The sequence below is a fragment of the Pseudomonas sp. GM21 genome (assembly GCF_000282215.1).
Taxonomy (GTDB): Bacteria; Pseudomonadota; Gammaproteobacteria; order Pseudomonadales; family Pseudomonadaceae; genus Aquipseudomonas.
The window spans coordinates 1-13,897 of record NZ_AKJS01000004.1 but is presented as its reverse complement, the minus strand read 5'-3'; the positions used below and the strand labels follow the sequence as shown (position 1 = coordinate 13,897).

The 13,897-nt window shown below is 58.8% G+C and carries 14 protein-coding genes; 4 read left to right on the top strand and 10 right to left on the bottom strand.

Annotated features, from left to right (window positions below; translation table 11 throughout):
* Window positions 1–12: 12 nt before the first annotated feature.
* The gene (locus PMI22_RS28770; protein ID WP_007942304.1) at window positions 13–540 is read right to left on the bottom strand and encodes an MOSC domain-containing protein; all 528 of its coding nucleotides are present in this window, start codon (window positions 538–540) and stop codon (window positions 13–15) included.
* Window positions 537–1,163, bottom strand: a complete 627-nt coding sequence (locus PMI22_RS28775) for a DUF1780 domain-containing protein (protein WP_007942303.1) — start codon at window positions 1,161–1,163, stop codon at window positions 537–539. The genes PMI22_RS28770 and PMI22_RS28775 overlap by 4 nt, the downstream gene beginning before the upstream one ends.
* 138 nt (window positions 1,164–1,301) lie before the next feature.
* Between PMI22_RS28775 and PMI22_RS28780 the strand changes: the two genes are divergently transcribed.
* Complete coding sequence (locus tag PMI22_RS28780) at window positions 1,302–1,991, top strand: energy-coupling factor ABC transporter permease (RefSeq protein WP_007942302.1); 690 nt, start codon at window positions 1,302–1,304, stop codon at window positions 1,989–1,991.
* A gap of 63 nt (window positions 1,992–2,054) precedes the next feature.
* Window positions 2,055–2,270, top strand: coding sequence for a hypothetical protein (locus PMI22_RS28785; RefSeq protein ID WP_007942300.1), 216 nt, complete (start codon window positions 2,055–2,057; stop codon window positions 2,268–2,270).
* Between the two features lie 3 nt (window positions 2,271–2,273).
* Here PMI22_RS28785 and yacG read toward each other — a convergent pair whose 3' ends face one another.
* The 4 genes from yacG to PMI22_RS28805 are packed head-to-tail and all read right to left on the bottom strand — an operon-like array spanning window position 2,274 to window position 5,182.
* A complete protein-coding gene (gene yacG / locus PMI22_RS28790; RefSeq protein WP_007942299.1) occupies window positions 2,274–2,474 on the bottom strand; it encodes a DNA gyrase inhibitor YacG in 201 nt (66 codons plus the stop codon).
* Window positions 2,471–3,094: a dephospho-CoA kinase gene (coaE, locus tag PMI22_RS28795; protein ID WP_007942298.1), complete on the bottom strand. Its 624-nt coding sequence runs from the start codon at window positions 3,092–3,094 to the stop codon at window positions 2,471–2,473. The genes yacG and coaE overlap by 4 nt, the downstream gene beginning before the upstream one ends.
* Window positions 3,091–3,963 (bottom strand): prepilin peptidase, encoded by an 873-nt coding sequence (locus PMI22_RS28800; protein ID WP_007942297.1) that lies wholly within the window; start codon window positions 3,961–3,963, stop codon window positions 3,091–3,093. Before PMI22_RS28800 ends, coaE begins: the two co-directional genes overlap by 4 nt.
* A gap of 1 nt (window position 3,964) precedes the next feature.
* Window positions 3,965–5,182, bottom strand: a complete 1,218-nt coding sequence (locus PMI22_RS28805) for a type II secretion system F family protein (RefSeq protein ID WP_007942296.1) — start codon at window positions 5,180–5,182, stop codon at window positions 3,965–3,967.
* 231 nt (window positions 5,183–5,413) lie between these two features.
* On the opposite strand from PMI22_RS28805, the gene PMI22_RS28810 reads away from it, so the two are divergent.
* Together PMI22_RS28810 and PMI22_RS28815 are read left to right on the top strand one after the other, a co-directional pair.
* Window positions 5,414–5,836, top strand: a complete 423-nt coding sequence (locus tag PMI22_RS28810; protein ID WP_007942295.1) for a pilin — start codon at window positions 5,414–5,416, stop codon at window positions 5,834–5,836.
* 309 nt (window positions 5,837–6,145) lie between these two features.
* Window positions 6,146–6,499: a BON domain-containing protein gene (locus PMI22_RS28815; RefSeq protein WP_007942293.1), complete on the top strand. Its 354-nt coding sequence runs from the start codon at window positions 6,146–6,148 to the stop codon at window positions 6,497–6,499.
* A gap of 220 nt (window positions 6,500–6,719) precedes the next feature.
* Here the strand turns inward: PMI22_RS28815 and PMI22_RS28820 are convergent, their stop codons facing one another.
* The 4 genes from PMI22_RS28820 to acs all read right to left on the bottom strand — a co-directional run bounded on the left by PMI22_RS28820 (window position 6,720) and on the right by acs (window position 13,718).
* On the bottom strand, window positions 6,720–9,704 hold the full coding sequence (locus PMI22_RS28820; RefSeq protein ID WP_033048617.1) for a DUF748 domain-containing protein: 2,985 nt from the start codon (window positions 9,702–9,704) through the stop codon (window positions 6,720–6,722).
* 60 nt (window positions 9,705–9,764) lie between these two features.
* Complete coding sequence (locus PMI22_RS28825) at window positions 9,765–10,781, bottom strand: class I SAM-dependent rRNA methyltransferase (RefSeq protein ID WP_007942291.1); 1,017 nt, start codon at window positions 10,779–10,781, stop codon at window positions 9,765–9,767.
* A gap of 76 nt (window positions 10,782–10,857) precedes the next feature.
* The gene (locus PMI22_RS28830) at window positions 10,858–11,730 is read right to left on the bottom strand and encodes an oxygenase MpaB family protein (protein ID WP_007942290.1); all 873 of its coding nucleotides are present in this window, start codon (window positions 11,728–11,730) and stop codon (window positions 10,858–10,860) included.
* Window positions 11,731–11,780: 50 nt separating this feature from the next.
* Window positions 11,781–13,718 carry an acetate--CoA ligase gene (gene acs / locus PMI22_RS28835; protein ID WP_007942289.1) on the bottom strand — a complete coding sequence of 646 codons (1,938 nt, stop codon included), beginning with the start codon at window positions 13,716–13,718 and terminating at the stop codon, window positions 11,781–11,783.
* Between the last annotated feature and the right edge of the window lie 179 nt (window positions 13,719–13,897).

The following is a 13,897-nucleotide window of genomic DNA, read 5'->3' as shown; positions in this document are numbered from 1 at the left end:
CTACAGGCTGATTTAACGAACGTTGAACGGAGCATAGCCGGTGTCCGGGATGGGCTCGACGCTCACCGTGTCGTCCAGGCGAATGATGCCACTTTGTAACACTCGAGCAGTGATTCCGCCATGTCCGCGCACGGCCTGAAAGGTCCCCGGGCCGAGGTTGTTTTGAAGGCGCGCACAAGGCTGGCACCAGCCGGTGGTTTCGAAAATGGCCTGGCCGATCCGGAAGCGACGACCCTTGAGGCTGAACAGATTGATACCGCTGATAACGAGGTTGCGCCGCAAATCATTAGGCAATACGGGCTGATCGTCCGGGCGCCCCATCAACGAAGTGATCACCGCCAGATGTTCCCACTGAATCAACGTCACCTGCCGTGCGTTGCGTACGCCAGGACGGGCTCGATCGCCGGTCAAACCGGCCTCCAGACGCGCTTCCACCGCCTCCAGTTCGATCATCGGTAGGTGAGGTTTCGGTCGCACGCCGATCCAGCGTACGCGGCCGGTTTGCGGGACTTGCGCGATCAATTCCTGCAATGGGCTCACAGGCTGATTCCGACATCGAAGACGATGCTGCGCCCCAGGTTGCTGCGCAGGAAATCCGGCGCATCCGGGTGCGCGAACAGCACCCGGGCGAACGTCGGGCCAACCAGCGATAACGAGCGCCACCCCTGGCGCAAGTATTCGGTAGGTGGAGGGAAATGACTGTTGAGGTCCAGCACTTCGCGCTTGAGGCTGGCGAAGGCAATGATGTCGAGTTCCCCAAGGTCCATGCCACGTTCCTTGTAGTTGTGCGCTTTTTTGCGCAAGGTCGGCGCCAGTCTCAGCAAAAACTCATTGGCGGGGATGCGTTTGGGTTTGGCTTCGCGTCGCACTAGCTGGCTCAGGGAAAACGCACTGCGCCGACGTTGCAGCTCGTCACGCCATTCGTCGTTCAGTCGCCGGCCCTCATCGAGCACGAAGAACACCTCGAAATTCGCCTCTCGAAACAAAACGTCCGGTGGCTCTCCCGCCGGAGCGAACTCGTCGGCGCGGTAGGGAATGTTCAGGCCTTGCAGCAGGCGCTGGCACACCCAACGCTCACGCTCCCATTTGCGGGCATTGGACAGGAACGCGTTGGCTTGCTCGGCCGCGATGGTCAGCAGGCGTAAATAATCTGAGTCATCCATAGGCCCAAGCTTAGCGTTCAAATGCTACAAGCAGAAAGCTTTGCATCTGATGGAGCCACTTTTGCGCCGGTGTAGACTGCTGTGCATAGAGCCGTTATCACGCAAGGATTCGGCGGTGGAGTTCAAGAGGGTACCCACATGATCGGTGTAGAACTACTGTCACCGCAGACGCTGACAGTCGGCTGGCTGATCTATGTGCCCGTGCTGCTCTGGGCCATCTGGCGTGCGCCCTGGGTTGAGTTGTTCACAGACAGCCGCCGCCAGCATCTGCTGTTCGGCACCGTATTTGCGTTATTTATGTTGTGGCTGGTGCGACGGGATTTCGATACCGGCGTGTCTTATCACTTCATTGGCATGACAGCCGTGACCTTGCTGCTCGACTGGCCTTTGGCAATTGTCGGCGGCTTGGTTGCGCAACTCGGGCTGGTGCTGCTCGGGCGTCAGGACCTGGCCGCCGTTGGCGTGAACGGCGCGCTGCTGATTTTACTGCCGGTGCTGGTCACTGAATGCATCGCCATCCTGGTCGAGCGGGCGCAACCGCGTAATCCCTTTGTGTATATCTTCTGTTCCGGTTTTTTTGCGGCGGCGCTTTCGGCGTTGTTGTGCCTGCTGCTGGCGCTGTGGGTGCTGTGGTACGACGAGCTTTTTGTCATGCCGTACTGGCTGGAGGATTTTGTCGGCTATCTGTGGTTGCTGATATTTCCAGAAGCGTTCATCAACGGCATGGTCGTCAGCGCATTGGTGGTGTTCAGCCCGGAATGGCTGGAGACGTTCAATCGCACGCGCTACCTTTCCGCCCCCTGGAAAGACGACGATCCAAAATCTTGATCCACATCAAATCGATTTTTCGCCGGCGAACACATGCTCGACAAAACCTTCAGGAGCATGGATATGAGTGTCTACGAATGGGCGAGGCAGGAGTTGCGTCAGAGTCTGGACGGGGCGCAGGAGGTGGGGTTTGATCCTGGCTTGAGCCTGCGCGCCTTGCTCAGCGCAGTGGTACAGCAAAGCAAGGCAGTGCGCAGTGCCGAAGACCTGGCCGACGAATTGCGTTTTCTCGCGGAAAACCTTGATGACGGCCAGGACTACAGTTTTACGCGGCCGTGAACATCAGTGACGCGGTTCGAAGTCTTCGCTGAACAGGTCGTCTTCGGCGTCCGGGCTGACCGGAATCTTGTGTTCTTCCGATGCCCATGCCCCGAGGTCAATCAGTTTGCAGCGATCCGAGCAGAACGGCCGGAAGGTGTTTTCGGCACTCCATTCAACAGGCGCGCCACAGGTTGGACATTGGACGGTTGGGGTCTGGCTCATGACTGGCCTCCACGCAAAGTAAGGTAAAAGTTGTGCAGGCGTTCGACCTCGCTGTGCAGCCAGGCGAGGTCGCGGTCGTTGACCACCACGTCGTCGGCATGGCTCACGCGGTCCTGGCGGCTGGACTGGGCCTTGAGGATCGCTTGGACCTGTTGTTCCGTGGTCTGGTCGCGCTGCAAGGTGCGTTCGATTTGTAACTGTTGCGGGGCATCGATCACCAGGACCCGTTGGGTTATGGCGGTCTGCCCGGACTCGATCAGCAGTGGCGAAACCAGAATCGCGTAGGGCGATTGTGCCTTGGCCAGATTGTGTGCAATTTCTTCACCGATCAACGGATGCAACAAGCCTTCGAGCCACCGGCGCTGCTCCGGGACCTCAAAGATCAATGCGCGCAGGGCCGCACGGTCCAGTGTTCCGTCGGCTTGCAGCACGCCGGGGCCGAAGTGTTCGGCGATGGCGGCCAGCGCCGGGCGCCCCGGTTCCACCACCCAGCGCGCCGCGTGATCGGCGTCCACGACGTGGATGCCCAAGTCGATGAAGTGTTGGGCTGCCGCGCTTTTGCCGCTGCCGATGCCGCCGGTCAGGCCGAGAATCCAGGGTTTTTCCACAGGGGTATTCATTTCAAACCGACAAACTGCCAATAGAAGTCGGTTATTTGACCACCCCAGAGCAAGGCAATCCAGCCGGCAATCGCCAGATAGGGGCCGAAGGGGATTGGCGACGAGGTTTTTTCGTTGCGCAGACGCAACAAAATCACCCCGAGAATGGCGCCCACGAGCGATGACAGCAGGATCGTCAGCGGCAAAATCTGCCAGCCGCCCCACGCCCCGAGCATGGCCAGTAACTTGAAATCACCGTGGCCGATACCGTCTTTGCCGGTGAGCAGCTTGAACAGCCAGAAAACCGACCACAACACCATGTATCCGGCCACCGTCCCCCACAGCGCGTCATGCAATGACACGAAGACCCCGAAGCTGTTGACGATCAACCCCAGCCATAACAGCGGTAGCACCAGAACATCCGGCAGCAGTTGGTGCTCGGCGTCGATCAGGCTCATCGCCAGCAAGCCCCAGGTCAGGACCAGCACCGTGCAGGCCTGCCAGCCGAAGCCGAAATGCCAGGCGATAAACGCCGAGAGCAAGCCGCAGGCCAGTTCAGTCAGCGGATAGCGCTTGCTGATCGGTGCGGCGCAGTTCGAGCATCGCCCCCGCAAAAACAGGTAGCTGAGCAGCGGGATGTTTTCCCACGGGCGAATTTGATGATCGCACTGCGGGCAGTGGGAGTGGGGCAGCATCAGATTGTAAGTCGGGCCAGGCGCTTCGGGCGGTACGCCCAGCACATCGTGGGCTTGCAGCCGCCATTCGCGATGGAGCATTTTCGGCAGGCGCCAGATCACCACATTGAGGAAGCTGCCCACGACCAGGCCCACGACCAATGCGAGGGCCACGAAGAACGCCGGGTAAGCAGTCAGAATTTCATTCAAGGGCATGTCAGATCGCTGAGCCGAGTTGGAAGATGGGCAAGTACATCGCAACCACCAGGCCCCCGACGATAACACCCAGCACGACCATGATGAATGGCTCCATCAGGCTGGTGAGGTTATCGACCATGTTGTCCACTTCGTCTTCGTAGAAATTCGCGACTTTGTCGAGCATGTCATCCAGTGCGCCGGACTCTTCACCAATGGCCGTCATTTGAATCGCCATATTGGGAAAGACACCCGAAGTGCGCATGGAAAAATTCAGCTGCATGCCGCTCGACACGTCCTGCTTGATGCGCAGCACCGCACGCTTGAACACGATATTGCCGGTCGCGCCGGCCACGGACTCCAGCGCTTCAACCAGCGGCACGCCGGCGGCAAAGGTTGTCGACAGTGTTCGGGCGTAGCGCGCAACGGCAGACTTGCGCATCAGCGTGCCAATCAGGGGCAGCTTCAACAGCCAGGTGTCCAGCCAGTCGCGAAAGCCCGGAGATTTCCTGAAAGCGTGGCGCACGCCCAAAATACCCGCGAGCAGTATTCCGAGCATTACCCACCACCCTTGCTGCATGAACGCCGACAGGCCGATGACCATCACTGTGAACGCAGGCAACTCTGCACCAAAACCCTTGAACACCGACTCGAACTGCGGCACCACTTTGACCAGCAGGATCCCCGTGACAATGATCGCGACGAACACCACGGCCAATGGGTAGGTCATGGCTTTCTTGATCTTGGCCTTCAGGCTTTCGCTCTTTTCCTTATAGGTCGCCACCCGCTCAAGCAGTGTGTCGAGGGCGCCGGCCTGCTCACCGGCATCCACCAGGTTGCAGTAGAGCTCATCGAAATACTCCGGCTTTTTACGCAGGGACGCGGCGAAGCTGTTGCCCGCCGCGACTTCTTGTTTCAACTCGTCCACCAGTTTGCGCATGGCCGGGTTATCGAAGCCTTCACCGATAATGTCGAACGACTGCAACAGCGGCACACCGGCTTTCATCATGGTCGCCATCTGCCGGGTGAACAGGGCAATGTCCTGAGCCTTGATGCGTTTGCCGATGTTGAAAATCGAAGCGGACTTCTTGCGCACCTTGCCGGGGTTGATGCCTTGTTTGCGCAGTTGGGCCTTGATCAACGCCGGGTTCTGGCCACTCAACTCGCCGGTCATTCTGGCGCCTTTGCGGTCTGTGCCTTCCCAGGCATACACGCTGATTTTTGCTGCTTTGACCGACATGTTCAGTCCTTGGTGACTCGATTGATTTCTTCATGGCTTATAGCCTAGTCAAGGCGCTGAGCCAAACCCGTGGTGTTGGGTGACAAAAATTGTCAGATAGTGCGGTTACTGGGAGTAGGAAAGGTCGTTGATTCCACGTGCTGCCCCGCCAACAGGGGGGTAGCGCTTGGCATGGGCTGTGCTGATGCTATTTCAGATCATGAGCTTTCGACTCATGCATGGAGCTTGTCTATGAAAACTCAGAAAGGTTTTACCTTGATCGAACTGTTGATCGTGGTGGCAATCATCGGGATTCTGGCGACGTTTGCGTTGCCGATGTATTCCAAATATCAAGCCAGGGCGAAGTTGACGGCGGGCCTGGCCGAGATTTCCGCCATGAAGGTGCCGTACGAAGATGCGATCAACCAGGGCGAGGCGCCAACGGTCGCCAACGTAGCGCCGGCGGGTAGTGCCACGACCAGCAATTGCGCCGTGGCGGTCACCGGCACCGTGGCTACAGGGGATGGCAGCATCACCTGCACGATTTTGAATGCCCCGGCACCCGTTATGAGCAAGACCATTACATTGACCCGTAATGCAACCAAAGGCTGGTCGTGTGCCAGTTCCGCTGAGCAGGATTACGTGCCTAAAGGTTGCACCCCTTCCGCCTCGTAAACGCAGATATCCAGCAAGGCCCCGCTGCTTCGGTTGCGGGGCTTTTTTTTATTGTCGAATGCACCGCAACTGTGAAAAAAAAGACAAAAAATTCAGTATGTTAGGAACTTTGTGAAAACCCGCAAGTTGCATGCAGAGTTTTGCCCGGTCATGCATTTTGCATGATTTCGAAATTTCGCCGTATTTTTAAACTATTGATTTATAACGATTTATTGAGTGTTTCAAAGTTGGCACAGCGTTCGCAATATACCTGGTAACCCTGCTGAGAAGACAACCAGCAGACTTTCAAGAAAAACAGGAGTTACACGTATGAAGAAGTTCGCTATCGCTGCCGCTACTGCTACCGCGCTGACCCTGACTCTGGCCAACGCAGCATTCGCACAGACCACCACCACTCAAGCCCCGCTGACATTGGCTTCGGGTGAAGTTGCCAAGGCCACGGAAGCTACTTCCGATACCTGGATCACCACCAAAGTCAAAAGCGACCTGCTGACCGAAAAAGGCATTCCGGGCACCGATATCAAAGTCGAAACCAACAAAGGCGTGGTTTCCCTGTCGTCCACCGTTGCAGTGACTGATGCTCAGAAAGCCACCGCTGTGGCGATCACCAAGAAAATCGAAGGCGTCAAAGCGGTCTCCGCTGACGGCCTGAAAGCCGACTAAGGCAAGACTTCTCGCCTGGACCGGGAGAAGGTGTGGCAGACGAGTGAGTTATACGCCTGCCACTTCTCAAGATTAGGAGTTCATGCGAACGGCCATAAGGATGTGGCCATTACAGGCCCCGGCATTCGTGTCGGGGCCTGTTCTATTTGGGCGGCACAAAATAACTGTGGTCGCTCAAGGTCGTGCAGATCTCACTGGCTACTGAGCCATCTTCTGAGCATCACTCGGCATCCAGATGCAACGGTGTCACCACCCGACCATCACTTTCTGCTTGACCAAGATTGGCATCGATAAAGTACACACGGTCATCGGCCAGCTGACCTTTGTCCACCAGATAGTCCTTGATGCTGCTCGCGCGCTCCTGCCCCAACTGACGCAACAGCACGTCACTGGTGCTCCAGAACTTGATCACGTCGGCGCGCATTTTTGCGGTGCGTTCTTCCTTGCCCAAGTCATTCCATTCAGCCGGTGGCTGAGTCTTCAGACGCGTGCGATAGATGCCTTCCAGCAGCGGGCCTTTCTCGTTTTCCGGGACCGCCAGCAATGAAGCCTGGGCCGGGACTTTGTCGCCGCGACGCTGGAGCATTTTGTAGTAGTTGTACTGGTATTCACGCTCCAGGCGTTGCTCGGCAATGAGTGGGCCGTCGGTGCTGGCGGCGGCCGTGCCTTCGATTTCCAGACGCAGGGCCGGACGTTCCTTCAAGGCTTGGGACAGTTTGACCAACGCACCTTCAGCTTCCTGGCTCAAATCGCTTGAGCCCGCTGCGAACGACACGGTGCCCAAGTCTTCGGAACCACCACCACTGACCAAGCCGCCAATCATTTTGAACGGCGCTGCGGCCGCTTTGACGATCAGGTTGCGCAGGGTTTGCCAGACAATCGGCATGACGCTGAACTGCGGATTATTGAGGTCGCCAGTGACGGGCAGTTCGATGGAAATCTTGCCATCCACATCCTTGAGCAAGGCAATCGCCAGTTTCAGCGGCAGGCTCACGGCGTCCGGGCTGTCGACTTTTTCACCCAGCTGCAGTTGTTCGACCACCACTTTGTTTTCGGCCTTGAGCTGGCCTTTGATGATCAGGTAATGCAGGTCGAGATTGAGTCGGCCCTTGCGGATGCGATACCCGGCAAACTTGCCGGAGTAAGGGGTGAGCGTGGTCAGTTCCACACGTTTGAAACTGGTGGCGATGTCGAGGCTGGCCATCGGATCGAACGGATTGACCGCACCCTTGATGGTCACGGGCGCATAACGGTCGACCTTGCCTTTGATATCCACGCTGGCCGGTTTTGCCTGACGACTGTCGATGGTACCGATCTGCCCGTTGAGCTGTTGCGCGGCGGTGGCGAAGTTCGGTGTCAGGCTGAAGTCGGCGAAGTTGGCTGAGCCGTCATTGATGGCGATGCCGCCGATGTGAATGCCCAGTGGTTTGTTGTTGCTGGCCGGTTTGGCGGAGGTGGTTTTGGCGCCGGCATCGGTCGGTTGCGGGATCAACAGGTCATCGATGTTGGTGGTGCGATCTTCGTTGATCATGAAGCGCGCATAAGGCTGGAACAGATTGACCTTGTCGATCGACAGGTTGTCACCGTGCTGATAGTTCAGGCCTTCAAGCACCAGCTGCTGCCACTTGAGGAAGTCGCGGGTTTTAAGGGTGTCGAGGGTGTGCAACTGATCGACTTGAGCGCGGCCGGTGACGCTGAACGCCAGCGGCTCGGTGCTTTTCAGATCGACCGCCAGATCACTGCCGAGCATGCCGCTACGCAGTTCCAGGCGAATGAAGGGGGTGATGTAGGACTGGGCGACACGCAGGTCGATGTCTTTGGTCTGCACCTTCAGTTTGGCGCTGACCGGGGCGAGATTGACCACGCCGTCGGCGAGGATCTTGCCTTGTTTGCCCACGCCGGTGTCGAGCTTGAGATTAAATGGCGAGCCGTTAAGGCTGTCGAAATTTTGCAGGTTCAGATTCAACGGGCCGACTTCCAGCGCCACAGCGGGTTGCGCCTTGCGGTCGGCAAGGTGCACCAGGGAATCGCGCAGCTGCACGTCTTTGAGCAGCACCTGCCACGGCTTGCCCGGCGGCACCGGTTCAAGTGGGGGTGAGTCAGCGGCCGCTGGTGTACTGGCGGGTTCGGCCTTGGCCTTGGCGGCAGGTTTGGAGGGCTGGCTGGCGAACAGCTTTTGCCAGTCGAGTTGCCCGTCGGCTTCGAGGGCGGCCCAGGTTTCCAGCTTGTGGCTGCGAATCTTGCCGACCACCACGTGTTGCTTGGCCAGGTCTACCGTGGTTTCGCTGATGTCCAGTCGATCGAGCTTCGCCAAAGGTCGGCCGTCCGGGGCCTTGATCGCGAAGGGCGCGATACTGACGGCGACATTGCTCAAGAGCAGTTCGGTTTCTTTGGACAGATTGAGTTTGTAGTCGGTGCTGAGGCTGAGCACACCGCTTTCCAGATCCAGTGGCACCGCGTCACGCACATAAGGCCAGAAGGACTTCATCTTGCCGTCAGTGATTTTCAGCTTACCTTCGGAGGCGAGCGGGATCAGGCTGAAGTTGCCGGTCCAGTCGACTTGCCCACCGGCCGGTCCGATGGCCACCAACGTCATGTCGGCGCTGTCGTCGGGCAGGGTGCTGAGGTGTTTCAGTTCCAGATCGAGTTTGTCGTAGATAAATTCGATGGGTTCGCTGGGGCGCAAATCCTGGAAGTGCACCGAGCCGCCGACCAGATTGATCCGCTCCACGCGCAGCGGAAACGGCTTGGCGTCCGGGTCGGCAGGTGTCGGCTCACTCGCGGGTATTTTGAACAGCCCGAGCAGGTTGAGCCGGCCGTCCTTGCCGAAGAGGATTTCAGTCTTGGCTTTGTCCAGTTCGATCTCGGACAGATGCACGGCCTTGGTCCAGAGACTGTCGAGTTGCAGGTTGGCGTACAGGCGTTCGAAGCCGACCTGCTCTTTGCCCGGCTCACCGATGACCAGGCCCCAAAGGGTGACTTCGAGGCTGAACGGGTTGATTTCGATCCGCTGAAGGTGGGCGGGTACCGTGGCGTAATGGGCCAATTGTTGGTTGGCAACCCGCAACGCGATACCCGGTAAAATCAGAAACCCCAGCAAGCTGTAGAGGGCCAGAGCAGTCAACAAGGCGCCGATGGCGCGAATCAATCCTTTGGGCATGTGTGGCTTCATCTGTCTGAATCGGAGTGCCTTGGAGTATGGCATGCGATTGCAGTTCAAAAGTGACCAGAATTTGCAGGTTTTGTCTGAATTTTCAGGTGGATGTCAGAGCTGCAGGATCAGCGTTTTCAGCGGTGGCTGTTGATCCATCGACGGAAAATCAGCGCCCGGTGTCATCACGGTCCATTCGCGCACCGGTCGCCCGGCTTTCTCCGCGCAACGCAGTACCTGTTCGCGCCAGTCGTCCATGCTGACCTTTGCCAGGTTGTTGCAGCAGATCAGCACGCCATTGTCGGCGGTGGTCAGCAGTGCGGGTTTGAGCAGGCTCTGGTAGTCGCGTAGCAGATCGACGGTGCCGAAAGCACTCTTGGCCCAGGCGGGCGGGTCGAGCAGCACCAGGTCGTACTGACGCTGCTCAAGGCGTTGGTAGCTCGGCAGTTTCTGCCCGCGCCGTTGACTGATGGGCAGGCCCGCCAGTTGACGGATCGCCGGGAAGTAATCGGACTGGATGAATTCCATGGCTGGCAACTGCGGATTGAGCAGACCGTTTTCACGGCCGACTGCCAGGTTGCCCTCGGCAAAATCGAGGTTGCACACCTCACGGGCGCCACCGGCCGCAGCACTCAGCCCGACGCCACAGGTGTAGGCAAACAGGTTGAGCACGCTTTTGTTCTGGCTGTGCGCTTTGACCCAGCCACGGGTATTGCGCAGGTCGAGGAACAGCAGCGGGTCCTGACCGGCATGACGCCCGCGAACCCGGTAGTTGACGCCCCATTCGTGGCCGACCAAGTCCTCCAGCGCCGCCGCATCGGCACGGTAAACCGTGTCTTCACGGTCGATACGCGAATTGCCCCGGGAGCGGTCGTTGTAGACCAGCAGGGTGTCGAGCCCCAAATGCTGGTTGATCGTCTCGTGCAGGTGCAGTAGCACGTCGCGTTCCAGCGACTGGTGAAAGCTTTGCACCAACAACTGCGGGCCATAGCGGTCGATGGTCAGTCCGCCGGCGCCTTCCTGGCTGCCGTGGAACAGGCGATAGCAATCGGTGCCTTGCTGATGCAGTTCGGCAAGCAGGTCCTGGCGATGTTCGAGGGCGGCGCGCAGCGCCTGATTCAAGGAAGACATGCTGGGCGCCTTGCAGGAGGGAATTGGGCGCGGGAGTTTAACAGCTTGGGCCTGCTCGCGATGCTTTTAGGGACCATCAGGTCAGCAACCCCATCCGCCGTTTAGCCCGCTGCACCGAGCCATTGCGCACCGCCCAGCGCAGCATCGGCGCGCTGCGGTTGACGCTGGCGCGGATCAGTTTGCGTTGCAGCGGGGGTTGGGTGACGCCCAGCATGTCACTGGCCCAGTCCGGCAACAGATCGATGCCGGCCTGCATCATCAAACCGCCGAAAGGCTTGGCCAGACGGCTGGGGGAGGGGGCGTTCAACAGCAGTCGCAAGACTTCGCGGCTGCGTGAATCGCACAGCAACTGGGGGCGAATGCGTTCAAGGTAATCCGCTATTTCTTGCCGCGAGCGGGGCACATCACGGGCGCCCAGTCGCTCGGCGACCAGCGCGATTTCCCCGTAGTAACGGTCCTGATCGGCCAGTGACAGATTCGGATTGCGATAACGCAAATGGGCGGCGAGAAAGTTACTGACTTCGGCCACATGCACCCAGGTCAGCAAGTCCGGATCACTGGCCGCATAAGGACGCCCGTCCGGCGCGGTGCCCGTCACTTGCAGGTGGATGGTGCGGACTTTTTCAATCAGCCAGTCGGCATCTTTTCGGGAGCCAAACGTGGTGCCGGAGATGAATTGTCCGGTGCGGCGCAGTCGGCCGAGCATGTCCTCGCGAAAATTTGAATGGTCCCAGACCCCTGCCAGGGCCAATGGATGCAAGGCTTGCAGCATCAGCGCACTGATGCCGCCGATCAGCATGCTGCTGAAATCGCCATGCACTTGCCAACTCACCGAGTCGGGGCCGAACAGACCGGGATCGCCCTTGGGGTTTTCCAGATCGAGCTTTCCGAGGGACAGACCGGTCAGGCTCATGATCTGGGTTTCGATGCGGGTACGGATGAATTCCATGGCGACTCGGTGACGAAATTGAAACGCGGCCATTGCTGGCCGCGTGAGGCTTATTGATTCAGGCGTTTATCCACGAGATCCTGAACAACGCTCGGGTCGGCCAGGGTCGAGGTATCACCCAGCGTGTCCAGTTCATTGCAGGCAATTTTGCGCAGGATACGCCGCATGATCTTGCCCGAGCGGGTTTTCGGCAAAGCCGGGGCCCATTGGATCAAGTCCGGTTTGGCGAAGCTGCCGATTTCCTTGCTGACGTGGGCCAACAGTACTTTCTTCAGTTCGTCGTCGGGGGCGGTGCCGTTCATGGGCGTGACGAAGGCGTAGATACCCTGGCCTTTGAGGTCGTGGGGGTAACCGACCACAGCGGCTTCGGCGATGCTGTCGTGCAGCACCAGGGCGCTTTCCACTTCGGCGGTGCCAATGCGGTGCCCGGAGACGTTGATCACGTCGTCGATGCGCCCGGTGATCCAGTAATCGCCGTCCTCATCGCGCCTCGCGCCGTCACCGGTGAAGTAGTAGCCGGGGTAGGGCTTGAAGTAAGTGTCGACCATCCGTTGCGGGTCGCCGTAGACGCTGCGGATCTGCGCCGGCCAGCTGGATTTGATGGCCAGCACGCCGCTGCCCGCACCTTTGATTTCCTTGCCCGTTTCATCGAGCAACACCGGTTGCACGCCGAACATCGGTTGCGTGGCGCAGCCGGGTTTGATCCGTTGCGCGCTGACCAGCGGGCTAATCATGATGCCGCCGGTTTCGGTCTGCCACCAGGTGTCGACAATCGGGCAGCGCTGTTCGCCGACAATATTGAAGTACCAATCCCACGCCTCCGGGTTGATCGGCTCACCAACAGTGCCAAGTAATCTGAGGCTGGCGCGCGACGTTTCCTTCAACGGTTCCGGCCCTTCGCGCATCAGCGAACGCAGTGCGGTCGGTGCCGTGTAGAAAATGTTGACGTGGTGTTTGTCGATGACCTGCCAGAAGCGCGAGCTGCTCGGGTAACTCGGCACGCCTTCGAAGATCAGCGTGGTCGCGCCGTTGGCCAGCGGACCGTAGACGATGTAGCTGTGGCCAGTGACCCAGCCGACATCGGCGGTGCACCAGAACACTTCGTTGTCACGGTAGTCGAGCACGTATTTGAAGGTCATCGCGGCTTGCAGCAGGTAACCGCCGGTGGTGTGCAACACGCCCTTGGGTTTGCCGGTGCTGCCGGAGGTGTAGAGGATGAACAGTGGGTCTTCGGCGTCCATCGGTTCCGGCGGGCAATCATCGCTGACGTCGCGCAAGGCGTGGTGATACCAGAGGTCGCGACCTTCAACCCAATTCACCGCACCTTGTGTGCGCTCGACCACGATCACCGTACTGACGTTCGGGCAACTCTCAAGCGCCTTGTCGACTTTCTCCTTCAGGGGCACGACTTTGCCGCCGCGCACGCCTTCGTCGGCGGTGATCACGGTGCGGCAATCGGCATCAAGAATCCGGTCGCGCACAGAATCCGGGGAGAAACCGCCGAAGACCACCGAATGCACCGCGCCGATGCGCGTGCAGGCCAGCATGGCGTAGGCCGCTTCGGGGATCATCGGCATGTAAATGCAGACGCGGTCGCCTTTCTTCACGCCACGGCTTTTCAGCACGTTGGCCAGGCGACAGACGTTGTGGTGGAGTTTTTTGTAAGTGATTTGTGCGGATTCGGCGGGGTCATCGCCTTCCCAGATGATCGCGATTTGATCGCCGCGCTGTTCCAGATGGCGGTCGATGCAGTTGTAGCTGACGTTCAATTTGCCACCGGAAAACCAGCTGGCTTCACCGGTTTTCAGGTTGTAGCGCTGGACAGTGTTCCACGGCGCACTCCAGTCGAGAAAGCGCGTGGCTTGTTCAGCCCAGAACGTACTGGGGTGTTCGATGGATTCGCGATACAGGCAGTGATAGTCGTCTTGACTTAAATTCGCAGCCCGGCGGACGGCATCGGCTTTGGGGAACGTGCTGATATCGAACATTGACGGTTCCTTATTCTTGTTTTGCGACAAGTAATAAAGATGCACCGAGTAGCGAACGGGTTCAAGCCGGACACAAAACCAATGTGGGAGCGGGTGTTGCCCACAGAGTTTGTGTTTCAAACCTGTGGGCAGGGCTTCAGATCAGCCGCGGTGACGGCCGCGGAAGTAGTTGATCAGGC

Coding starts and splice junctions, on each gene's coding strand:
- acs (WP_007942289.1), bottom strand. CDS start 13,718: ATGTTCGATATCAGCACGTTCCCCAAAGCCGATGCCGTCCGCCGGGCT.
- PMI22_RS28810 (WP_007942295.1), top strand. CDS start 5,414: ATGAAAACTCAGAAAGGTTTTACCTTGATCGAACTGTTGATCGTGGTG.
- PMI22_RS28825 (WP_007942291.1), bottom strand. CDS start 10,781: ATGTCTTCCTTGAATCAGGCGCTGCGCGCCGCCCTCGAACATCGCCAG.
- coaE (WP_007942298.1), bottom strand. CDS start 3,094: ATGAATACCCCTGTGGAAAAACCCTGGATTCTCGGCCTGACCGGCGGC.
- PMI22_RS28780 (WP_007942302.1), top strand. CDS start 1,302: ATGATCGGTGTAGAACTACTGTCACCGCAGACGCTGACAGTCGGCTGG.
- PMI22_RS28830 (WP_007942290.1), bottom strand. CDS start 11,730: ATGGAATTCATCCGTACCCGCATCGAAACCCAGATCATGAGCCTGACC.
- PMI22_RS28805 (WP_007942296.1), bottom strand. CDS start 5,182: ATGTCGGTCAAAGCAGCAAAAATCAGCGTGTATGCCTGGGAAGGCACA.
- PMI22_RS28800 (WP_007942297.1), bottom strand. CDS start 3,963: ATGCCCTTGAATGAAATTCTGACTGCTTACCCGGCGTTCTTCGTGGCC.
- PMI22_RS28815 (WP_007942293.1), top strand. CDS start 6,146: ATGAAGAAGTTCGCTATCGCTGCCGCTACTGCTACCGCGCTGACCCTG.
- PMI22_RS28785 (WP_007942300.1), top strand. CDS start 2,055: ATGAGTGTCTACGAATGGGCGAGGCAGGAGTTGCGTCAGAGTCTGGAC.
- PMI22_RS28820 (WP_033048617.1), bottom strand. CDS start 9,704: ATGCCATACTCCAAGGCACTCCGATTCAGACAGATGAAGCCACACATG.
- yacG (WP_007942299.1), bottom strand. CDS start 2,474: ATGAGCCAGACCCCAACCGTCCAATGTCCAACCTGTGGCGCGCCTGTT.
- PMI22_RS28775 (WP_007942303.1), bottom strand. CDS start 1,163: ATGGATGACTCAGATTATTTACGCCTGCTGACCATCGCGGCCGAGCAA.